Origin of the sequence: Streptomyces sp. NBC_00237 (assembly GCF_026342435.1) — a bacterium.
GTDB lineage: Bacteria > Actinomycetota > Actinomycetes > Streptomycetales > Streptomycetaceae > Streptomyces.
Window position 1 is genome coordinate 620,802 of record NZ_JAPEMT010000002.1, and the last position, 21,712, is coordinate 642,513.

A 21,712-nucleotide genomic window follows, 5' to 3' on the forward strand; every position below is an offset into this window, starting at 1 on the left:
GCCAGGTGCCACGGGGCTCGTCTCGCCCAATGGGCGTGGGCGTCACACGGACGCAACACAGCACACCCCGGGACGCAGGTGACGCACGACGACGCGAGTGGCTTCACGCCCGGTCGCCCGGACGGCAGTTCGGGCCGCTAGCATGCGCGCCCATGAGCGACGACCTCCGCAACATCGTCCTGGGCGTGATAGCCGCCGGGCTCAGTGCCGCCATCGGCTGGTTCGCCCGCACCTACCTCTGGCGGCGCAGACTCCACCGCAAACAGCGCTTCTTCGGCCTCCCCAGGAACTCCGAGTCCCTGCTGATCGTCAACCGCGAGGCCGGCTCGGGCAACGAAGGGGCCGTGCACCGCTTCGACGTCTTCGCGCTCCTGGAACTCTCCGCCCTGATCAAGGACTGCGGGGCGCACGCCCAGATCCTCACCCACGACCTCGCCCAGCAGGGCTTCGGCGAGCGCACCGAGTTCTGCGTGGGCGGCCCGGGGTCGAATCGCCGCATGACCGCCCACCTCGCCGGGCTCCTGCCCGGCATCCGCATCAACGTGGACGTGGAGCCCTCCCCCGACCGGGGCGCCTTCCAGATCGGCACGGAACGCTACCGGCTGGAGCACGGGACCGCGGAGTACGTCCTCCTGGCCCGCCTCACCGTCGGCGAGAACGCCCGCCCGGTCTTCCTCTTCTGCGGCCAGCGCGCCATCACCAACCAGGCCGCCACCCGCTACCTCGCCCGCAACCACGAGAAGCTGGCCCGCAAGCACGGGAACCGCTCCTTCTGTCTGCTCCTGAAGGTCGTCAACTCCCAGGCGTACGGCCCCGATGTGGTGGAACTGGTGGCGGACGTGACCCGGGCGGCACAGACACCCCTGCCGGTCGCGCCACGCAATTCGCACCGCGCGCTCGGCTGACGCGAGGTCCCCCACTAACCCACGTACACCTCAAGGGACTTGATCCCGTTGATGAAGTGCGAGACGAGCCGTCGGGGTGGCGCGGCGAGCCGGTAGGAGGGCAGCGCACCGCATGCCTCCTCGTGCAGGACGCGGAGCTGGAGGCGGGCGAAGTGCGCGCCGAGGCAGACGTGCGGGCCGTCACCGAAGGACACGTGCGGGTTGGGCGAACGGGTGAGGTCGAGGCGGTGCGGGTCGGCGAAGACGCGCTCGTCGTGGTTGGCGGAGGCGTGGAAGACCACGACCTTGTCCCCCGTACGCAGCTTCTGTCCGCCGAGTTCGGTGTCCTCGGCGACGGTGCGCCGGAAGCTGAGGACGGGCGGGTGACGCCGCAGCAGCTCCTCCACGGCCCTCCCCAACTCCACCTGTCTCAGCTCCTGTTGCGCCTTCGGATCCTTCGCGAGGGCGAGGAACCCGCCCGGGGCGGCGCTGCGCACCGTGTCGTTGCCCGCGACGGTCAGCAGGAAGAAGAACATCTCCAGCTCGGCGTCCGAGAGCCGGGCGCCGTCGCCCGCCGCGTGGGCCAGCGCGGTCATGAGGTCGTCGCCGGGGTGCTCGCGTTTGTACGCCGCCAACTCGCGCGCGTACGCGAACATCTCCCCCAGCATCGCGGGCGAACGGGGATTCACCGGCCGGCCGTCCGGCCCCCGCACCACCCGGTCCGCCTCCTCCGGGTCCTGGTAGGCGATGACGCGCTCGGTCCACTCCAGGAGCAGGCGGCGGTCGCCCGCCGGGACGCCGAGCAGGTCGGCGAGGTTGAGCAGGGCGTACTCGTCGGTGACGGCGGCGACGAGGTCGACGACGCCGTCACCGCTGCGGGCCTCGCGCACGGCTGTTTCCAGCAGCGCCCGGGCCCGCTCCCGCACCCTGGCCTCGAAGAGGTCGATACGGCCCGGCGTGAAGGCCCGGCTGACGAGTCGCCTCAACTCACCGTGCTGGGGCGGGTCCTGATTGAGCATCATGCGGCGCACGAAGGGCAGGTCGGCGGGGTCGGGGTCACGGATCTGGGTGGCTCCGAGGCGGGACGAGAAGGCGCGGGCGTCCTTGAGCACGCGGACGACGTCGGCGTGCCGGGTCACCGCCCAGAAGCCGGGACCGGCGGGCCAGCCCAGGACCTCGTACTCCTCCTGCCAGGCGACCGGGTGGGCGTCGCGCAGGCGCCGGTAGTCGTCGTACGGGACGCCGTGGGCGTAGCGGCGGGGATCGAAGACGTCCGGGACGCCCAAGGTGGTCATGCGTCGGGGTCCTGGGCGTCCGCGCGCAGGAAGTCCTCGACGATCCTGATGAGTTGGAGGGGCGTCTCGTCCATGGCGTAGTGCCCGGCGCAGGCGATCTCGGTGAGTTCTGCGCGTGCGTACCAGCGCAGCCAGGTGTCGCGCATCAGGTCCGCGCCGAGTGCGGGGTCGAGTGCTCCGACGACCGCGAGTGCGGGCACGGCCGAACCCGTGACCTCGTCGTGGAAGTCCTCGCCCGCCCAGGAGTCGAGCCAGGTCCGGAACGCCTTGGCGTCGCTGCGGCCGACGGACTGCCGGACCATCCGCTCCAGCCAGGCGGCGGGGCGGACGCCGCCGGTGGTGAGGTCGATGATGGCCCGCCGGTTCTCGGGCCGTTCGGCGGCTCCGGCGAACAGTTCCCAGTGCTCGGGCGGCATCGGCAGCCCGTTGGCGGGCACGGGCGACACCCCGACCATACGGCGCACCCGCTCGGGTGCGGCGGCCACGACGCGCTGGGCGACGCTGCCGCCCATGGAGTGCCCGATGACGGAGAACCGCTCCCAGCCGAGGTGATCGGCGACGGCGAGCACGTCGGCCGCAGCTTCGCTGGTGGTGAAGTCGCCCGCCACGTGAAGGGCTTCGCCGTATCCGCGCAGGTCGACGAAGGCGTACCGGAAGGCGTCGAGATCGAGGTCGGGCAGGATCGCCGCATAGGCACTGCGGTCGGCGAACCAGCCGTGTACGGCGATGACGGGGTGGGGGCCCTCGCCGTGGAGGGTGTGGGGGAGGATGTGCGGGGTCATGAGGGCTCCGATCGTGTGGGCGGGGCCGAGCGGGGGGGGCGGAGTGGTCCGGTCGGCAGGCCCACGGTGCCCCGGTGGACCTGGGCCGGGCAAGACCACCTCTGCCCAAAGCTGTGCGAGGGCCGCCGCCACGGCTCTCGCACAGCCCCTCTCAACGGGACGGGATCAGCACCCGAACCCGTCGAACTCCCCCGCCTTCGCCCCCGCCACGAACGCCGCGAGTTCCGACTCCGTGTAGATCAGCGCCGGTCCCTCCGGATCGCGGGAATTGCGCACCGCCACCGCGCCACCAGGGATCGCCGCCACCTCGATGCAGTTCCCGGCCGCGCTGGCACTACAAGGGATGTGAGCCCGATATACACAGCCGAGTTCGAGGAATCGTCACTCCTGCCCGCCCCGCTGGCGCCACCCCCGGCGGCAGCCTCAGCGCCGCTGGTCCTCCACGTGGAAGCGCGGCGGCGCATACGTGCGCACCAGGCGCAGGACGTCCTCCGGCGCGAACGCGAAGACGTACGTCTCGAAGCACAGCCCCTGTTTCACCTGCGGAGCGCTGCCCGTCATCAGGGAGAGCCTGCGGTACGCCGCCCGAGGGCGCGAGACGTAGGGCAGCGTGCCCCGCGCGGACTCCCGGGCCTCCACGATCACGAACTGCGCGCCCCGCACTCCCACCGCCCGGACCGTCAGCAGGTCGTCCCAGGCGATCGTCCGCTCCGCGAGGAGAGGGAGCCGGACCGACACCCCGTCCGGGCCCGCCCCCAGCGTCAGGGGGCGGACGAGATAGCCCACGTACGTCACGGCGACGAAGAGGAGGAGCAGGCCGAGTGCGGACATCAGCGTCCCGGAGAGCGCCGCGTTGTTGCCTCCGTCGACGACCGCGAAGACGGTGTAGCCCCACATCACGGTGACGACCACCGCCGCGACGGGCAGCGCCTTGACCACCCCTCGCAGCGGCAGCTCGATTCTGGCGTCCTCCGTCCGCACCGCGTCCTGCGGTCCCTGAGGGTCTTCTGCATGCGTCATGGTCAGAGCTTCGGCGCTGCGGGGCCCAAGCACCAGTACCCGGCAGTAGTCAACCGTGTCCCGCCACCCGACGGAGCAAGGATTCAGCCCGCCACCGCCTGTTGAGGCATGCGCGCGGCGAGCTTGCCCCGGTAGTGGTCGACGACGACGGCCACCATGATCACCGCGCCGGTGATCATCTGGCGCTGGAAGTCGGAAACGCCCATCAGGAGCAGTCCGTTGGTCAGCACACCCAGCAGACACGCGCCGAGCAGCGTCCCGATCATCGAGCCCTTGCCGCCGGAGAGGGAGGCCCCGCCAATGACGACCGCGGCGATGGCGGAGAGTTCGTAACCGCTGCCGAGGATCGGGCTGGCGATGTTGAGGCGCGCCATGTACGTGACGGCCGCGATGCCGACCGCGAAGCCCGCGATGACGAAGACCGCGACCTTCACGACGCTCGTACGGTGACCGGAGAGGCGGACGGCCTCCTCGTTGGAGCCGATCGCGAAGACGAGTCGGCCGAAGACGGTACGGGTGAGGACCAGGTGGCCGATGACCACCATCACCAGGGCGATCCAGAAGAGGGAGGGGATGCCCAGGAGAGTGGAGGTGCCGAAGTGGCTGAAGCCGGGCGGGAAGTCGTACAGGGTCTGCGCGTCGGTGTAGTCGAGGGCCGCTCCGCGCGCCACGTTCAGCATGCCGAGGGTGACGATGAAGGAGGGGACGCGCCAGCGTTCCGAGACGAAGCCGTTGACGAAGCCGCAGGCCATGCCGACGAGGGCGGCGACGACGATCGCGAGGAGCACCGCGACGGGCGTGGAGAGGCTGGTCGAGGTCAGGACCTCGCCCGCGACGACCGCCGAGAGGGCCATCACCGAGCCGACCGACAGGTCGATGCCGCCGACCAGGATGACGAAGGTCATGCCGACGGCGAGCATGGTGTTGAGGGTGATCTCGGTGGCGATGTGCGTGAGGTTGTCGGACGTCGCGAACTTGGGCGCGGCGAGGGTGAAGATCAGTACGAGTACGAGCAGCGCGACGCCGATGCCCGCCTCGCCCATCACCTGCCGGGTGAGCTGGCGTGCGGTGCGCCGCTCCGCGACGGGCGCCGGAACGGGGTCCTTGGTTCCCCTGGTGGGGGCCGGTGTGGTCATGAGGAGGTCTCACCGTTCTTGGTGGGTGCGTCGGTGGGTGCGTCGACGGATACGTCGGTGGGCGGGGCCGAGGCGTCTTCCGGGGTCGCGGCCTCCGTGACGTACCCGGAGTACGCCAGCGCCAGGATGTGCGAGCTGTCGAAGTCCTCCCGGGCCACCTCCCCCGCGATCCGGCCGCGCGAGAAGACGAGGATGCGGTCGCAGATGCCCATGAGTTCGGGCAGGTCGGAGGAGACGACGAGGAGGGCCTTGCCGTCCGAGGCGAGGTCGGTCAGCTGCTGGTGGATCTCGTAGCGGGCGCCGACATCGATGCCCCGGGTGGGTTCGTCGACGACCAGGACGTCGGTGCCCGCGAGGAGCCAGCGGCCCAGGACGACCTTCTGCTGGTTGCCGCCGGAGAGGGTGCGCACCGCCGTACGGATTCCGGGGGTCCGGATGCCGAGGCGGTCGACGGCGGTGCGGGCGTAGGCGTCCTCCTCGGCCCGTCTGAGCAGCCCGCCCCGGGAGATCTTGCGGGTCGCGGCGAGGGTCACGTTCGCGGCGACGGGCATGTCGAGGACCAGGCCCTGGCCCTTGCGGTCCTCGGTGAGCAGGGAGATGCCGTGCCGTACGGCGTCGCGGGGAGTGCGGATGCGGACCCTGCGCCCCTTCACGTACACGTGTCCGCCGTCGTGGTGGTCGGCCCCGAAGAGCGCGCGTACGGTCTCGGTGCGGCCGGAGCCCACGAGTCCCGCGACGCCGACGACCTCCCCCGCGTACAGGGCGAAGCTGACGGGGCTGCCGCCGCGCGGGCGCAGGTCCTGCGCCCGCAGCAGTTCGTCGCCCGGCGGGCGGGACACGTACGGCGGATACTCCTGGGCGAGGTCGCGGCCGACCATCAGGCGGATGATCTCGGCGGTGTCGGTGTCGGCGAGGTCCTTGGTGACGACGTGACGGCCGTTGCGGAAGACCGTCGTGCGGTCGCCGATCTCGAAGACCTCCTGAAGGTGGTGGGAGATGTAGAGGACGGCGGTGCCGCGTGCGGTGACCCGGCGGATCACCTCGAAGAGGCGGTCGGTCTCGCGGGAGGTGAGGGTGGCGGTCGGTTCGTCCATGACGAGGACCCGGCAGTCCTGCCACAACGTCCGCGCTATCTCGATGAGTTGCATCTGGGCGATGCCGAGCCGCTCGACCTTGCTGTGCGGCCGGACGTCGAGCCCGACCTGGTCGAGGAGTTCCTGCGCGCGCCGGTTGAGGGTGCGCCGGTCGACGCATCCGTACTTCCGTGGCAGGTGCTGGAAGAAGAGGTTCTCGGCGACGGTGAGGTTGGGCAGGAGGTTCAGCTCCTGGTGGACGACCTGGACTCCGGCCTTCATGGCGGCTGCCGTGTCCTGGGGGGCGTACGGCTGTCCGCCGAGCCGCAGGGTGCCGGTGTCGGGCGGCTGGATTCCGGCCAGGATACGGACGAGGGTGGACTTGCCCGCCCCGTTCTCGCCGAGCAGGGCGTGCACCTCCCCCGCCCGCAGGTCCAGCCGTACGCCGTCCAGGGCCTGGACGCCGGGGAACGCCTTGCCGATGCCGGTGGCCTCCAGGACCACCGGCGCCGCTCCGTTCGTCTCGCTCATGTGCGCGCTCATCCCGCGTCCGCGTCCGCACCCGTGACGACCTTGACCTCGGTCTTCACCCAGGGCTCGGCCTTGCCGCCGCCGATCGACTTCAGCGCCACGTCGATGCCGTCGGCGGCCTGCTTCGCCGCGAACTGGTCGACGGTGGCGATGACTTGGCCGTCCTTCAGGTACGGCTTGATGGCGTCGATGTTGTCGAAGGAGGCCACCACGACCTTGCCCTTCTTGCCCGCCGCGCCGATCGCCTTGACCGCGCCCAGCGCCATGGAGTCGTTGGAGGACATGACGCCCTGGAGGTCGGGGTGCGCGGTGAGCAGGTTGGCCAGGACGGTGTACGCCTCGTCGGTCTCCCAGTGCGCGGTCTTGGACGCCAGGACGGTCAGCCCGCCGTCCTTGGCGGCCTTCTCGAAACCGGCCTTGCGCTGCGTGGCGTTGGCCGCGCCCGGGTTGCCCTCCAGGATGACGACCTTGCCGCCCTTGCCGAGCTTCTTGGCGAGGACCTCCCCGGAGAGCCGGGAGCCCTCGGCGTTGTCGGGGCCGACGAAGGGGACGTCGAGCTGGGCGGCCTTCAGCGCGCCGTCGTCCAGTTTGACGTCGATGTTGACCAGCTTGATGCCCGCCTTGGCGGCCCGGCCCAGCGGCGAGACGAGCGCACGGGAGTCGGCGGGGGCGACGACGATGGCGTCGGCCTGGTCGGTGATGCAGCGGTTGATGGCGGCGACCTGGCCGTCGATGTCCGTCTCGTTCTGGATGCCGCTGGCCTTCAGCTCCAGGGTGCCGAGCTTCTTGGCGTGCTCCTCCGCACCCTTCTGCATGGTCTGGAAGAATTCGTTGCCGAGCGACTTCATGATCAGGCAGACGGTCGGCTTGCCGTCCTTCTTCTTCTCCTTGCCGCTCGCCGACGGCGAGCCGCCCTCCTGCCCGCACCCGGTGAGGGCGGCGGCCAGGAAGAAGGAGGCGGATGCGGAGACGGCAAGGGAGATCCTGCGGTTCATCGTTGAACTGCCTTCCGAGAGTGCCGGGTTGAGGAATTTTCCGAGCGGTGGCGCGAGGGCGGACGGGCCCCGGGAGGTCTGATGAGGCGTCAGAACGGGACGCCTGCGCGGAGCACGGCATTGGCGTACGGGGTGGTCTCCCCGGTGCGGACGACGGCCCGGGCGCGGCGGGTGAGCTTCTTCAGCCGGGCGTGCGGCACCCGGTCGAGGGTGACGTCGGCGAACTGCTGGTCGAAGACGACGAGGAGGTCGGGGTCGGACGCCTCGTGGGCCACGGTGGCGTGTTCCAGGACGAGTTCGTCGAGGACCGTTTCGAGTACCGGCAGGAACGCGGGTTCGCCGCGCCGCCACACCAGGTCGACGACCTCCACGCCCGACGGCACCGGCAGCCCGGGATCGGCGACGACGAGCAGGTCACCGTGGCCGAGGGAGGTGATGATCTCCAGGAGGCGGGGGTGCCAGAGACCTTCAGCGCGCATGGTGCACCTCGCTCCCGGTGACATCGGGAAGAGGTACGCCGCCCAGCAGGGCCTCGACCTCGTCGGTGGACGGCAGCGAACTCTGGGCGCCGGGACGGGTGGTGGCCAGCGCCCCCGCCGCGCACGCCCGGCGCAGGGCCTCCTCCAGCGGCGTACCGGACCCGAGGGAGAGGGCGAGCTGCGCGCAGAAGGCGTCGCCCGCCCCGACCGTGTCGACGGCGTCGACGCTGAACCCCCTTTCGGTAAAGGCCCCTTGGGGGTCTAGGGCGATCGCGCCGTCCGCGCCCAGCGTGATGACGACGGTGGTGGGCCCGAGCGCCCGCAGGGCTTCGGCGTGCCCGGCCCAGTCGCCGTCCTCGCGCGGCAGCAATCCGGTGGCCTCGGTCTCGTTGACGACCAACACGTCGACGGAGCGCAGGAGTTGCTCCAGCTCCGCCGTGCCGGACACGGGAAGCGGTGCGGCGTTGAGCACCGTGAGAGCACCTGCCTTACGGGCTTCGCGGGCGGCGGCGAGCACGGTGGGGAGGGGCACTTCGAGCTGGAGGAGGAGGGTGTCGGCGCTCCGGACGAGACTGCCGCCGGTGAGGGTGCCGAGGGCGGGGACGTCGAGGTGACGGTTGGCCCCGGGCGAGAGGGTGATGGTGTTCTCGCCGTCCTGCTGCACGACGATGAGCGCCAACCCGCTTGCCACACCGGTAAGTTGCTGCACTCCCCGGTCGTCGACGCCTTCCACCGTGAGCCGTTCCCTCAGCTCACTGCCGAGGGCGTCGTCGCCGAGCAGGCCGACCATGCGTACGTCCGCGCCGAGCCGGGCGGCGGCCACGGCCTGGTTGGCCCCCTTGCCGCCCGCGCCGCGCACGACGTCGGCGCCGGAGACGGTCTCGCCGGGGCGGGGAAGTCGGGGCACGGTGACGAGAAGGTCCATGTTCAGACTGCCGACCACGACCAGTCGTTCACTGCTCACTGGTGTTCACCGTTCTCTCCAAGAAGTTCCGCGAAGCTCTGCGCGTCGCCACGCAGTTCTGTGTGTTCGCCGCCCGCCGGGTCGGGGCATCCGCAGGAGCCCCGGGCCAGCAGGGTCACCGGGAGGACGTCCCGGGTGGGCGGCAGGTCGGGTTCCCGCATCCGGTCGAGCAGGCGGCGCACCGCCGTACGGCCGAGGTCGTCGTACGGCTGGCGCATGGTGGACAGGGCCGGGCAGGTGTACGCGCCCGCCGCGATGCCGTCGAAGGAGACGAGCGCGAGATCGTCGGGGACCCGGATGCCCAGCTCGGTCGCCGCGCGCAGGACTCCGGCGGCCTGCTCGTCGGAGGTGACGAACAGGGCGTCCACCGACCGGTCCCGCTTCAGCAGCGCGAGCCCCGACCGGTAGCCGTCGAGCCGCCCGAAGGAGCCGTGCAGCAGGGGTGCGGCATCCGGGCACGCCTCCCACCCGGTGCGCCCGCCCGACCCCGTACCGGCGCGCAGTCCGGCCCGCTCCAGCGCCGTGCGCCAGCCGACGACGCGATCGACGGTCGGATGGATGCCGAGGGGCCCGGCGATGCAGCCGACGCGGCGGCGGCCGTGGGCGAGGAGGTGCTCGGTGGCCGTCTGGGCGCCCCGCGCGTTGTCGACGAGTACGTACGAGGTGGCGACCCCGTCCAGCTCGCGGTCGAAGACCAGGCTGGGCACTCCCGACCGGGCCAGTTCGGCGCGCCACGCCTTCTCGCCCTGGGAGGGGATCAGGACGAGGCCGTCGACCTGGCGGTCCACGAAGGTGCGGATGTACCCGGCCTCGCGGGCGGGGTCGTCGACGCTGTTGCCGACGAGGAGGGTGTACCCGGCGGCCCAGGCGTGGTCTTCGAGCGAACGGGCCAGTTCGGCGAAGAAGGGGTTCGCGGCGTCGGGCACCACGAGCCCCAGCGTCATCGTGTGGCTCATGCGCAGCGAGCGGGCCACCGCGTTGGGCCGGTAGCCGAGCTCCTTGACCGCAGCGAGGACGCGTTCGCGGGTGGCGGGGGCGACGGAGCGCGGGCCGTTGTTGAGCACGTAGCTGACGACCGATGGCGACGTGCCCGCGAGCTGCGCCACGTCCTGCCGTGTTGCCATGCCGACCCCCGGTCTTCCCGTTCCACTGCCGTACGGACCGGAGGAGTCCGGCCGCCGCAACACGAATTGGCAACTCGTGTTGCGGCGGATTATGAGAAGCAACCCGCGCAACCGCAAGGGGTGCGCGGCCATCTGTTATTCGGTGCGCAGCAGCCTGATGTACAGGTCCCAGAACCGCTCGGCGTCGACGTCGAGCACGATGCCCGCCTTGCGGGTGCCCTTCGGGTTGTTCGGCGCGTCGAACTCATCGAGGTGGTAGCCGAGCGAACGCCCGTAGTCCGCACCGAAGTTGGCGTCCACGTCGACGTACCGGACGTCGGTCCTCTTCGCGACGGCCGGGTCGAGGAAGACGGCTGCGGTGATGGCGTCCCACAGCAGGTGGGTGGCGTTCGGGTCCTTCGCGAACTCCGGGCCCTGGAGGTCCTTGAAGATCTTCTTGATCGGGGTCTGCCTCCCCGCGACGATCCGGTCGTACTGCTTCTTGCCGTACACGACGTGCTGCGCGGCGTCGTCGGGCACGATCGTCTGCTTGCGGAAGGGCGTACGGAGCGAGATGCGCGCCGACTCGGGGTCGAACCACCAGTTGAACTCGGCGGCGGGGGTGATGTTCCCCGGCTTGTCGAAGGCACCGCCCATATAGATCACTTCCTTGATCAGCGGCACGATCTCGGGGTGGGTGCGCACGGCGAGCGCGAGGTTCGTGGCGGGACCGTCGGCGAAGACGGTGACCTGGTTCGGGTACCGCTTGACCTGCTCGACGATGAAGTCGGCCGCCGCCGTGTCCTTCTTCGGCTTCGTCTTCGGGTAGCCGCCGTACGGAGGCTTGGCGAGCCTGTCGTACGCGGGCGGGCGCTTCGAGTCGAAGGCACCGGCCCACGGCGCCTTCCCGTACAGCGCGTTCTCGGCGGTGAGCCGCTCCTGCCTGCCGGGCATGAGGGGTTCGCCCGCGCCCATGACGACGGGGACGTCGGTGCGGTCGATCAGCTCCAGCTGGCGCAGGGAGTAGGCGGTGCCCTCCTCGACCCAGGTGTTGCCGCTGACGACGGTGACACCGAGGAAGTCGACCTGCGGCGCCTTGGCGAGCATGAACATGGTGACGGCGTCGTCGTTGAGCTCCCCCATGTCGACGTCGAGGATGACCTTGCGGCCCTTTCCGTCCGCGGGGGCGGCAGTGGGGGCTGCCGCTGCCTCGCCCGCCGCCTCGCCCGCCGCCACGGGCGCGGCAGGAGCCGAGGCCGCGACCAGCGGGACGAGCAGGGCCGCGGCGAGCAGCGGGCCGAACGTTCTCTTGCGCACGTGAATCCTCCGACGGGGACGATGGAACGGGCCAGAAGCGGACCGCGCGATTATCAGAAGCAACCCGGGCAACGGCAAGACACGGGACCCCTCCCCGCACCAAGGACCATCGGCCCCCTCGTCCAGGGACCTTGGTCCCGATCTGCTGCGTTGCTTGTCACAAAGACCGTTCCCCGTTTGGTGCAACCGCCATCTACCGGATTACCTCCTTGAGAGAGGACAGAAACGGACAGACACCGCCACGGAGGTTTTCGAGTTGACCCGCACACGCCGCCCGCACATCCGGCTCCGTACCGTCACACTCACCGGTACGGCCGTGCTCGCCGCAGCGGCGCTGACCGCCTGCAACGGCGGTGGCGCTGGTGCGGGCTCCGGTTCGGACGCCGCCAAGGAGACTCCGCAGACCAAGGTGTCGGTGAGCGCCACCGGCAAGCAGGCCAAGGCGGGTGAGCCGGTCAAGGTGTCCCTGACCGAGGGCGACAAGCTGGACGAGGTCACCGTGAAGGACGCCAAGGGCGGCACGCTGACCGGCCAGATATCCGCCGACGGCAAGTCCTGGACCTCGGCCCGCACCACCTCCCCCGGCACCAGCTACACCGTCGAGGCGAAGGCGGCGGGCGCGACCGCCGCGAAGGCGGAGTTCACCACTGCGGTGGCCGACAAGGTCAACAAGGTGACCATGGCCCCCGGCAAGAACACCACGATCGGCATCGCGCACCCGCTGTCGATCGTGTTCGACAACCCGGTGAAGAACAAGGCCGACGTCGAGAAGCACCTCAAGGTCACCACCTCGAACGACACCGAGGGCTCCTGGGGCTGGATGACCGACTACTCCGGCAAGGACCGCGTCGACTGGCGCCCCAAGGAGTACTGGAAGTCCGGCACGAAGGTCACGCTGGCCGCCGACCTCAACGGCGTGGACTCCGGCAAAGGCGGCGGCTGGTTCGTCCGCGACTACAAGACGAACTTCACCATCGGGAAGAACCAGGTCGTCAAGGTCGACCTCGACAACCACCGGCTGAAGCTGGTCCGCGACGGCGAGACCGTCAAGGACGTCCCCATGTCGGCGGGCACCCCCGGTGGCGACAAGGCGTCCTGGCGCGGCAAGACCGTCCTGATGTCGAAGGAGGGCACGATCAACATGCGCTCCGAGACGGTCGGCCTCGGCGACGCCTACGACAAGATGGTCGACTACTCGATGCGACTGACCTGGTCGGGCATGTACGCGCACGCCGCCCCGTGGAACGCGGGCTACTTCGGCTCCGCCAACAAGAGCTCCGGCTGCGTCGGCATGAGCGACGCGAACGCCAAGTTCATCTACGACGCCGTGCAGGTCGGCGACCCCTTCGAGGTCACCGGTTCCGACGCCAAGGGCACCCAGGCCCTCAACAACGGCTACGGCAACTGGAACGTCTCCTGGGCCGACTGGCAGGCCAAGAGCGCCCTGAAGGGCTGATTCCGGTACAGTGCCGGCCCGTTCCGACGGCACGAAGCGCCGTCCGACGGCACAAGGAGAGCGGCACCCTCGTCGCGTACCGCTACGACGTGGGGCCGCTCGGCCTCGCCCTGGGGGTCGACACGTCGACCCGCTCTCCGTCGAGCACAACCCGTCCGGCGCGCAGCTGACCTTCTCGTCGCCCGCGGCCGACCCGAGTTGCGTGTCGGTACCGCTGCGCGCCAAGTGATCCCCGGCTGCTGCCGGACCAGGTTCGCTCTCTCTATTGAGCTACTGCCTGCCCGGCAGCAGCGTCCCCGCCTCGGCCGGACCGATGTCCACGGCCTCCGTCTTGGGATTGCGTCGCTGACGCCTGGCCACCCAGTTGGCGAACCAGGAGAGCAGCATGCACATCCCGATGTAGACAGGCGAGATCACCAGAACTACGGGGATGAAAGGCAAATCGTAGTCGAGATTGGACGCGATGAGCTTTCCGGCATGGAGAAACTCCTCATAAGTGATCAGGTATCCGAGGGAGGTGTCCTTCAGCGCGACCACCAGCTGGCTGATGATGGTCGGCAGCATCGCCCGGACCGCCTGCGGCACCAGCACATGCGTCATGACCTGCGTCTTGCGCATGCCGAGCGCGTAGGCCGCCTCCCGCTGGCCTCGGTCCACGGAGTTCACTCCGGTACGGAAGATCTCCGCGAGCACCGAGCCGTTGTAGAGCGTGAGTCCGGCCACCAGTGCGGGCAGCGGCTGGACCTTCAGCGCCACGAAGATGAAGAAGATCATCACCAGTACGGGCATGGCGCGGAAGAACTCCACGCACAGACCGGCGATCCAGCGCAGCGGGCGGTGCTCGGACAGACGCCCCACCGCGAGCAGCGCGCCCAGTGCGAGCGAGAGCACCGCGGCGTACGCGAACGCCTTGAGCGTGTTCCCGAGTCCGTGGAGCAGGAGCTCCTGGATGCCCTTGTACTGGAAGGGGGTCCATTTGGCCGCCGTGAACTGGTCGGTGTGGAACAGGAGATACACGCCCCAGGCGAGCAGCCCCAGCAGCAGGACCGTCGAGGCGATCCCGTACGTCAGGTGCCGTTGCCGGGTCTTGGGTCCCGGGATGTCGTAGAGGGCGGTGGACTCCGTGGACAGGGCGCGGCTCATCGGGCGACTCCCCAGCGCTTTTCGAGCGCGTGGAAGAGCGCGCTGATGGTGAGGGTGATGATCAGGTATCCCAGGGCGATCCAGACGAAGGACCAGATGACGCTGTAGCCCAGCTCGTTGAGGGTCTTGTACGTGCCGAGCAGTTCGGTGACGGAGAACGCTCCCGCGATGGCCGAGTTCTTGGCGAGCGCGATGAGCGTGGACCCGACGGGCGGGATGACCGACCGGAACGCCTGCGGCAGCACCACCGTCGACAGGGTCTGCCCGAAGGTCATGCCGAGGCTGCGGGCCGCCTCGCCCTGCCCGAGCGGCACGGTGTTGATGCCCGAGCGCAGCGCCTCGCAGATGAACGCGGAGGTGTAGCAGCCGAGCGCGAGCACCGCGAAGAGCTGGAAGGGCAGGACGAGTCCGAAGCGCGGCAGCCCGAGCAGCACCGCGAAGAACAGCAGCGTGAGCGGGGTGTTGCGCAGCACCGTCACCCAGGCCGTGCCGAGCGCCCGGAAGGAGCCGACCGGGGAGACCCGGCAGGAGGCCATGGCGAAGCCGAGGACGAGGGCCAGCACGGAGGCGTAGAAGGTCAGTTGGACCGTGCCGATGAATCCCTTGCCGTACAGGGCGAAGTTGTCCGTGAGTACGTTCATACGGGTGCGGCCTCCCTCAGCTCGCCGGGTAGCGGTCGATGGGCGGCGCGGGAGTGGCCTTGCGGCCGGAGAGCCCGAGCGTGACGTCGTACGCCTTCTGCCAGTCGCCGTTCTTCTCACGCGCTTCGAGTGCGTCGTCGATGGCGAACCGCAGTGCGCTGTCGGGGCGCGGGACGCCGATGCCGTACGGCTCCTTGGAGAAGGGCGCGCCGACGACCTTCATCTCGTCGGGGACCTTGGCCGCGTACCCCATCAGGATCGTGTCGTCGGTGGTGACGGCGTCGACCTGGTAGGTGAGCAGGTTGTCGACGCAGACCGAGTACGTGTCGTACGCGACGAGGTCCGCCTCGGGGTAGTCGGACTGGATGCGCTGGTACGGGGTCGAACCGGCGGCGGAGCAGACGCGCTTGCCGTCGAGGTCCTTCGGCCCCTTGATGTCGTTCTCGTCGGTGCGCACCAGCAGCGACTGCCCCGCCATGTAGTAAGGACCGGCGAATCCGACGAGCTTCTTGCGCTTGTCGTTGATGGTGTAGGTGCCGACGTAGTAGTCGATCTGGCCGTTCTGGAGGGCGGTTTCGCGGTTCGCGGAGGCGATCGTGCGGAACTGGACGCTCGCCGGGTCGAAGCCGAGGGACGCCGAGATCATCTTGGCGATCTCGATGTCGAAGCCGGAGTAGCGGCCGCTCGCCGGGTCCTTCTCGCCCATGTACGGCTGGTCCTCCTTGGCGCCGACGACGACGTGGCCACGCCGCTTGGCCTTCTCCCAGGTGGCCGATTCGGGCAGGGCGAAGCCCGACGCGACCTGGTAGTGCGGGAGTTGGTCGGGGCGCGGGCCCTTCACCGGGGGGCTGCCCTCCTTGCCGCAGGCGACGGCGAGGAGGGCGAGCGCTGCGGCGGTCAGAGCTTTCTTGGTACGCAACATGACTCCGCCCCCTCAGTGCTTGAGGATCTTGGAGAGGAAGTCCTTGGCGCGGTCGCTCTCCGGGGCGGTGAAGAAGTCCTCCGGGGTGCGGTCCTCGATGATGCAGCCGTCCGCCATGAACACGACGCGGTTGGCGGCGGACCTGGCGAAACCCATCTCGTGGGTGACCACGACCATGGTCATGCCGTCGGCGGCGAGCTGCTGCATGACTTCCAGCACCTCGTTGATCATCTCCGGGTCGAGGGCCGAGGTCGGCTCGTCGAACAGGAGGGCCTTGGGGTCCATGGCGAGGGCGCGGGCGATGGCCACGCGCTGCTGCTGGCCGCCGGACATCTGCGCGGGGAACTTGTCGGCGTGCGCGGCGAGCCCGACGCGCTCCAGGAGTTCCCGGGAGCGCTTGTCGGCTTCGTCCTTCTTCCGGCCGCGGACCTTGATCTGGGCGAGCGAGACGTTCGCCAGCACGGTCTTGTGCGCGAAGAGGTTGAAGGACTGGAACACCATCCCGACCTCGGCGCGCAGTCTCGCGAGCGCCTTGCCCTCCTCGGGGAGAGAGCTGCCGTCGATGCGGATGCTGCCCGACTCGATCGTCTCCAGCCGGTTCATCGTCCGGCAGAGCGTTGACTTGCCCGAGCCGGACGGGCCGATGACCACCACCACCTCCCCGCGGCCGACGGTGAGGTCGATGTCCTGGAGTACGTGCAACTTTCCGTAGTACTTGTTGACGCCCACCAGCTCGATCAACGGATCGACGGCCATACGCTGCCCTACCCACTCTCAGCTGTGTCGAGGTCAGCGCAAACTATCCATCCCGGAAAGGGACTTCACGCCCGACACGCACAAGCGGGACGAACCGCGAATAGCCGTATTTACGCGGTTGACGCGGGCGTTGACGTGCACGTGGGCACAAATACGGCCCAGGTGGTCACACACGCCACAGGCGCCACACGCATCACGCCTCGGATGCCTCCGCGTACACCTGCGACAGCTCGGGGGCGCCGGTGGCCGCCCAGTCGTGACCCGCCTCGACGACGTCGAGGTCGCGGCCGGAGGCCAGCATCACGACGGGGGTGCCGTTGGGCCACAGGTGCCAGTGCGCGCCCGCCACGGTGCGGACGATGACGGTGCCGAGGTAGAGACCGGCGTCGTTGCCCAGCCAGGGCAGCTCCTCCATGCCCTCGACGTCGTCCGGGTTGTCGCGCCAGCGCGGCGGGAGCTGGTCGAGGGCCTCCAACGAGGCGGGGCTGTCGTCCAGTTCGAGGCCGTACTGCTTGACGCGGGCACGCAGCAGTTCGCACTCGGAGAGCAGCTCGGCGATGCCCTCTTGGTCGGCGCCGTCGGCCGTGTACGCGGCGAATCCGCGCGCCGTACCGTGGCGCTTGCGCCAGGTGTCCAGGAAATTCATACCGTTCAGGTTCGCACCCACATGGCTCTGCACACCACAGGCGCGCGGAGGTTGACGCGCTCCCGGAACCCCGGTACGGGGCCCCGGGAGGGTCCTGCGGCGTCCTGCTGCGGCCTGCGACGGCGTCAGAGATTCAGGTCGACCACCACGGGGGCGTGGTCGGACGCGCCCTTGCCCTTGCGCTCGTCACGGTCGACGTACGCGTCGGTGACCGCCTCGGTGAACGGCTTGTTGCCGTAGACGAGGTCGATGCGCATGCCCTTGTTCTTGGGGAAACCGAGCTCGCGGTAGTCCCAGAAGGTGAAGGGGTGGTCGTACTTGAGCGGGCGCGGCAGCACGTCGGAGAGGCCCGTCTCGCGCAGGGCGGCGAGGGCGGCGCGCTCGGCGGGGGTGACGTGCGTGGCGCCCTCGAAGAGGGCCGGGTCCCAGACGTCCGCGTCGGTCGGGGCGACGTTGAAATCACCCAGAACGGCGAACGGCCGTGACCCCGCCGCGTCTTCGGCGACGGCGGCCTTCAGCGCCTCGAACCAGGCCAGCTTGTACGTGTAGTGGTCGTGCGCGACCTCGCGGCCGTTGGGCACGTACACCGACCACAGGCGCAGCGGGCCGCAGGTCGCGGAGACGGCGCGGGGCTCCTGCACTCCCCCGTACTCGGGCCCGCCGGGCAGGCCGGAGACCACGTTCTCCAGGCCGACCTTGGAGATCAGTGCCACGCCGTTCCACCGGCCGTCGGCGACGACGGCGGACTCGTAGCCGAGCTCGCGCAGTGGGGCGGCGGGGAACTGCTCGGCGGTCGACTTGGTCTCCTGGATGCACAGCACGTCCGTGCCGGTGTTCTCCAGCCAGGCCAGCAGCCTCGGCAGTCGGGCGGTGATCGAGTTGACGTTCCAGGTGGCGATGCGCATGTCTCTCAACCTACTCGTCGGGTCTGACAGTCGGGGTGCGTGTCGGTCTCCGAGCAGGTCAGAGTCTTGTGGAGGCGCCCGGCGCGAGGTGGTGGTGGTCCGTGCCGCCGAGGTTGCCGAGGTGCTGGCCGTACAGCGGCAGGGCGAGGTCGGTGAGGAGCGCGTCGTGGATGTCGTACGCGCGCTGCGGCTTGACCTCGCGTACGTAGTCGATGACCTCGGAGACCTTGCTCCAGGGTGCCATCACCGGCACGAGGAGGGTCTCCACGGCGTGCTCGGGGACGGTGAGCGCGTCGCCCGGGTGGAAGACGGACCCGTCGAGGAGGAACCCGACGTTGGTGATGCGCGGCAGGTCCGGGTGGATGACGGCGTGCAGCTCTCCGTACACCTGTACGTCGAAGCCCGCGGCGCTGAAGGCGTCCCCGTGCCCGACCGTGTGGACCCGGCCGGGGAAGGCCGCGGAGATCTTCTCGGCGACGCTGCGCAGCGTCCAGATCTCGGCGGCCGGGTCGGCCTCCAGGGCGGCCCGCAGGTGCGGCTCGCTGAAGTGGTCGGGGTGCTCGTGCGTGACGAGGATCGCGTCCGCGCCGAGCGCGGCGTCCGCCTCGCTGAAGGCCCCCGGGTCCAGGACGAGCGTGCGCCCGTCCTTCTCCAGCCGGACACAGGCATGGGACTTCTTGGTCAGCTCGATGCTGTGCGTGCTGCTGGTCATGGCTCCCATCCTGCTACGGCTGTGGCGTGGTCTCCTGCCGGACCACTTCCCTGGCGGTCTCGAAGGCCGCCTGTGCCGCCGGAACCCCGCAGTACACGGCGGTCTGGAGCAGCACCTCGCGGATCTCGACGGGGGTGAGGCCGTTGCGCAGGGCGGCCCGGACGTGGGTGGCCAGGGACGCCTGGTGCCCGCCCGCGACGAGCGCGGTGAGGGCCACGACGCTGCGGGTGCGCCGGTCCAGGCCGTCCCGTGCCCAGACCTCGCCCCACGCGTACCGGGTCAGCAGGTCCTGGAAGTCGCCGGTCATCTCGTCCGCACCGGCCAGCACCCCGTCGACGTACCCCTCGCCGAGCACCTCGCGGCGCACCTTCAGACCCGCGTCGTACGGATCGGGCCGCCCGGCGGCGAGCGGCCCGGGCTCGCTCACGGGGACGGGCGGCGCTTCGGGGACCTCTTCGGGCGCGGGCGCCGCAGCGGGAACCGGCGCGGGCGGCACGGGTGCCAGCAGGGTCGTGCTGCCGTCGTCCCAGGCCGACGAGAAGTGCCGTACGAGCAGGTCGGTGACGGCGGCGGGCTGCTCGACGGGCGTCAGATGGGACGCCCCCGGGACGAGCGCGAGGCGGGCGTCGGGAATTCCCGCGACCAGGGTCCGTGCGTCGCCAGGACCGGTGACCTGGTCCTGCTCGCCGACCACGACGAGGGTGGGCACGGCGATCCGTCCCAGCTCGGGACGTACGTCGAAGGCGGCCAGCGCCTCACAGGCGGCGATGTAGCAGCCGGGTTCGGTGGTCCGCACCATCTGCACGGCCCACTCCACAATGGCGGGCTGGGCGGCGGCGAACCCCTGTGTGAACCAGCGTCCGGGCGCGGACGCGGCCATCGGGTCCATGCCGTTGGTCCGCACGATGACGCCGCGCTGCCGGAACTCGTCGGCCGTCCCGAACCGGGGCGACGCCGAGACCAGCGCCAGCGAGGCCACCCGGTGCGGGTGCCGCAGCGCCAGCTCCGCGCCGACCGCGCCGCCGATCGAACAGCCCGCGTACCCGAAGCGCTGGACGCCCAGCTCGTCGAGCACGGCGAGCAGCCGAGCGGTCAGGTCGCCCACGGACGCCACGGGTTCGGCGGGCGCGCCGCCGTGCCCGGGAAGGTCGTAGCGGAACACGCGCCAGGTGCGGGACAGCTCGGGTATCTGTCGGTCCCACATGTGCCATGTGGTACCCAACGAGGGGCCCAGGACAAGGACAGGAGCGTCTTCTGGCCCGTCAAAGCGGTATTGCAGGGTGTTCATCGGTATCTCACTCACCCGCGTGACCCTCTCATCTGTCATTTGCAGTCGTACCGGCAGGGTCAGAAAACGTGGGGCGATGCGGGAATGGACAGCATGTGGAGCGCGTCCACCATCAAAATTATCGGTTCCGGCATTGACGACCCCGATTTCGCCGACAAACTGTCCCGTCTGATCGGTGATCACGATGTGGCCACCACCTCCACCTCGCACTCGGAATCGGGGAAGAGCACCTCCGTGTCCATGCGCCAGGAGCGCATCCTGCCGGCCGACGCGATCCGCGCCCTGCCGAAGGGCACCGCGATCTGCTTCGCCACCGGTCTGAGGGCCGCGATGGTCGATCTGCGCCCCTGGTACGCCGAGCCCGGTGCCGCCGAGGTGGCCGCCGCGTCCGCCCGCGCCGCCCAGGCCATCACCACCCGCGCGCTCGCCAAGGACACCCCGCAGCGGAACGACTACGGCACCGCCGCATAACCGTCCCCCGCAAGATCCCCACCCCTCGGCCCACCGCCCCCTCGCCACCCTTCCCGCCGCTTCCCCGCACCCGCCGCACGAATCGAGCCCCTTGAGCAACCTCCACCTTGTCATCATCGAAGGCAGCACCCGCGGCCCCTACCTGGGCCGCGGAACGTCCCCGGCCTGGACCGGATACGAGCCCCTCACCGTCACTCACGAAACTGCGCAGCGGCTCGTCGTAGACCTCAACGCCGACGGATCGGGCCTCACGGGCCGGTGGGACGGCGACACACTGCGCTTCGACGCGGACGCGGGACACAACGGGGAAGCCTTCTCCCGCGCCGTGACCCCGGACGCCCACGGCCACTACGTGATCCCCAACATGTGGCCGTGGGAGCACTGGGACGAGACGAAGGAACAGAGCAGCACCCAGCGGGCCTACGCCTACGGGGCCACGGGTCGAGCCGCAGCCCAGGGTGCCCCTGCCGGCGAACGCTCCGCGTGGCAGTGGGGCCACAGCGATGCGCTGGCCCTGGGAGCCGACACGACGCGCCAGGCGCCTCCTGCTTTGTCGCAGCTGCTGAATGTGGTTCCCGACGATTTCGATGTGCTGTTCGGCACGGGCCTCGACGGCAACGCGCGCGTCACCGTGAACCCGCGCTGTCCGCAGGCCGTCCGCGTCCTGCGCGACCACGGTCTGGTACCGGGTGAGTCCGCCCTGGACTTCGCCGTGCCCACGGGCCTCGGCTCCAAGGATGTTGTCGCCGACGCCTATCTGGACCTGGTCCTCGCCGATGCCGATGCCGTGTACCTCATGAGCACCGGGCTGCCGGAAGGCGTACCCCGGCACGACGTGACCTTCCATCTGGCCCAGTACGGCATCGTCGCGACCACCTCGTTCGACCCGCTCGCCAAGGAGTCGCTGGAGCTGAGCGGGTTCCGGGAGTTCGACCTCAACTACGGACTCCGGGAGGCGATGTACAGACTTCCCCGGGAAACCGAGCGTCCTCTCGGGGCGGTAGTCGTGGCCTATTGCTCGTTGCTGGCGCACGGCAGAAGCGTCGCCGTCCGCGACCTGCTCGCCGACCCCTTCGCCACCCCCGCCGCCCCGCCCTCCCGCACGCCGGGACTGCCCCGGCAGGTGTCGCCGGGTACCGGTCCCCGCCGCTGACCTGCCGCCCCCTGAACACACCACTCCAAGGAATCCCGCT

At 70.0% G+C, this 21,712-nt stretch carries 22 protein-coding genes and 2 pseudogenes; 5 read left to right on the top strand and 19 right to left on the bottom strand.

Annotated elements, in window-relative coordinates:
• Positions 1-152: 152 nt before the first annotated feature.
• The gene (locus OG897_RS17015; protein WP_266657688.1) at positions 153-905 is read left to right on the top strand and encodes a hypothetical protein; all 753 of its coding nucleotides are present in this window, start codon (positions 153-155) and stop codon (positions 903-905) included.
• Between the two features lie 14 nt (positions 906-919).
• On the opposite strand, the gene OG897_RS17020 is transcribed toward OG897_RS17015, so the two are convergent.
• The 11 genes from OG897_RS17020 to OG897_RS17070 form a co-directional block, all read right to left on the bottom strand.
• Entirely contained in the window at positions 920-2,179 is a 1,260-nt protein-coding gene (locus OG897_RS17020; protein ID WP_266657690.1) for a cytochrome P450, read from the bottom strand.
• Complete coding sequence (locus OG897_RS17025; RefSeq protein WP_266657692.1) at positions 2,176-2,961, bottom strand: alpha/beta fold hydrolase; 786 nt, start codon at positions 2,959-2,961, stop codon at positions 2,176-2,178. Before OG897_RS17025 ends, OG897_RS17020 begins: the two co-directional genes overlap by 4 nt.
• 165 nt (positions 2,962-3,126) lie before the next feature.
• Positions 3,127-3,306, bottom strand: coding sequence for a DUF397 domain-containing protein (locus tag OG897_RS17030; RefSeq protein WP_266660245.1), 180 nt, complete (start codon positions 3,304-3,306; stop codon positions 3,127-3,129).
• A gap of 78 nt (positions 3,307-3,384) precedes the next feature.
• Positions 3,385-3,981 (bottom strand): hypothetical protein, encoded by a 597-nt coding sequence (locus OG897_RS17035; protein WP_266657694.1) that lies wholly within the window; start codon positions 3,979-3,981, stop codon positions 3,385-3,387.
• A gap of 83 nt (positions 3,982-4,064) precedes the next feature.
• Entirely contained in the window at positions 4,065-5,117 is a 1,053-nt protein-coding gene (locus tag OG897_RS17040) for an ABC transporter permease (RefSeq protein WP_266657696.1), read from the bottom strand.
• Positions 5,114-6,721 carry a sugar ABC transporter ATP-binding protein gene (locus OG897_RS17045; protein WP_266657698.1) on the bottom strand — a complete coding sequence of 536 codons (1,608 nt, stop codon included), beginning with the start codon at positions 6,719-6,721 and terminating at the stop codon, positions 5,114-5,116. The genes OG897_RS17040 and OG897_RS17045 overlap by 4 nt, the downstream gene beginning before the upstream one ends.
• A gap of 8 nt (positions 6,722-6,729) precedes the next feature.
• Positions 6,730-7,716, bottom strand: a complete 987-nt coding sequence (locus OG897_RS17050) for a sugar ABC transporter substrate-binding protein (protein ID WP_266657700.1) — start codon at positions 7,714-7,716, stop codon at positions 6,730-6,732.
• Positions 7,717-7,805: 89 nt separating this feature from the next.
• On the bottom strand, positions 7,806-8,195 hold the full coding sequence (gene rbsD / locus OG897_RS17055) for a D-ribose pyranase (RefSeq protein ID WP_266657702.1): 390 nt from the start codon (positions 8,193-8,195) through the stop codon (positions 7,806-7,808).
• A complete protein-coding gene (locus OG897_RS17060; protein WP_266657704.1) occupies positions 8,185-9,159 on the bottom strand; it encodes a ribokinase in 975 nt (324 codons plus the stop codon). Before OG897_RS17060 ends, rbsD begins: the two co-directional genes overlap by 11 nt.
• Positions 9,156-10,283, bottom strand: coding sequence for a LacI family DNA-binding transcriptional regulator (locus OG897_RS17065; protein ID WP_266657706.1), 1,128 nt, complete (start codon positions 10,281-10,283; stop codon positions 9,156-9,158). Before OG897_RS17065 ends, OG897_RS17060 begins: the two co-directional genes overlap by 4 nt.
• Positions 10,284-10,418: 135 nt before the next feature.
• Positions 10,419-11,579, bottom strand: coding sequence for a nucleoside hydrolase (locus OG897_RS17070; RefSeq protein ID WP_266657708.1), 1,161 nt, complete (start codon positions 11,577-11,579; stop codon positions 10,419-10,421).
• 256 nt (positions 11,580-11,835) lie between these two features.
• On the opposite strand from OG897_RS17070, the gene OG897_RS17075 reads away from it, so the two are divergent.
• Both OG897_RS17075 and OG897_RS17080 read left to right on the top strand, forming a co-directional pair.
• The gene (locus OG897_RS17075; protein WP_266657710.1) at positions 11,836-13,035 is read left to right on the top strand and encodes an Ig-like domain-containing protein; all 1,200 of its coding nucleotides are present in this window, start codon (positions 11,836-11,838) and stop codon (positions 13,033-13,035) included.
• Positions 13,036-13,088: 53 nt separating this feature from the next.
• Positions 13,089-13,264: pseudogene (locus OG897_RS17080) on the top strand (acyl esterase); the annotation flags it as partial.
• 41 nt (positions 13,265-13,305) lie between these two features.
• Here OG897_RS17080 and OG897_RS17085 read toward each other — a convergent pair.
• The 8 genes from OG897_RS17085 to OG897_RS17120 all read right to left on the bottom strand — a co-directional run bounded on the left by OG897_RS17085 (position 13,306) and on the right by OG897_RS17120 (position 20,063).
• Complete coding sequence (locus OG897_RS17085) at positions 13,306-14,178, bottom strand: amino acid ABC transporter permease (RefSeq protein WP_266657712.1); 873 nt, start codon at positions 14,176-14,178, stop codon at positions 13,306-13,308.
• Positions 14,175-14,819 (bottom strand): amino acid ABC transporter permease, encoded by a 645-nt coding sequence (locus OG897_RS17090; protein ID WP_266657714.1) that lies wholly within the window; start codon positions 14,817-14,819, stop codon positions 14,175-14,177. The genes OG897_RS17085 and OG897_RS17090 overlap by 4 nt, the downstream gene beginning before the upstream one ends.
• A 16-nt stretch (positions 14,820-14,835) precedes the next feature.
• Complete coding sequence (locus OG897_RS17095) at positions 14,836-15,741, bottom strand: glutamate ABC transporter substrate-binding protein (RefSeq protein WP_266657716.1); 906 nt, start codon at positions 15,739-15,741, stop codon at positions 14,836-14,838.
• Between the two features lie 12 nt (positions 15,742-15,753).
• On the bottom strand, positions 15,754-16,497 hold the full coding sequence (locus OG897_RS17100; RefSeq protein ID WP_266657718.1) for an amino acid ABC transporter ATP-binding protein: 744 nt from the start codon (positions 16,495-16,497) through the stop codon (positions 15,754-15,756).
• 193 nt (positions 16,498-16,690) lie between these two features.
• Entirely contained in the window at positions 16,691-17,143 is a 453-nt protein-coding gene (locus OG897_RS17105) for a DUF6278 family protein (protein ID WP_266657720.1), read from the bottom strand.
• Between the two features lie 125 nt (positions 17,144-17,268).
• Complete coding sequence (locus OG897_RS17110; protein WP_266657722.1) at positions 17,269-18,048, bottom strand: exodeoxyribonuclease III; 780 nt, start codon at positions 18,046-18,048, stop codon at positions 17,269-17,271.
• A gap of 58 nt (positions 18,049-18,106) precedes the next feature.
• Complete coding sequence (locus OG897_RS17115; protein WP_266660247.1) at positions 18,107-18,739, bottom strand: MBL fold metallo-hydrolase; 633 nt, start codon at positions 18,737-18,739, stop codon at positions 18,107-18,109.
• Between the two features lie 34 nt (positions 18,740-18,773).
• Positions 18,774-20,063: an alpha/beta fold hydrolase gene (locus tag OG897_RS17120; protein WP_266657724.1), complete on the bottom strand. Its 1,290-nt coding sequence runs from the start codon at positions 20,061-20,063 to the stop codon at positions 18,774-18,776.
• 24 nt (positions 20,064-20,087) lie between these two features.
• Between OG897_RS17120 and OG897_RS17125 the strand changes: the two are divergent.
• A pseudogene (locus OG897_RS17125) lies at positions 20,088-20,519 on the top strand (TraM recognition domain-containing protein); the annotation flags it as partial.
• A gap of 91 nt (positions 20,520-20,610) precedes the next feature.
• Positions 20,611-21,672 (top strand): hypothetical protein, encoded by a 1,062-nt coding sequence (locus OG897_RS17130; RefSeq protein ID WP_266657726.1) that lies wholly within the window; start codon positions 20,611-20,613, stop codon positions 21,670-21,672.
• Positions 21,673-21,712 lie beyond the last annotated feature (40 nt).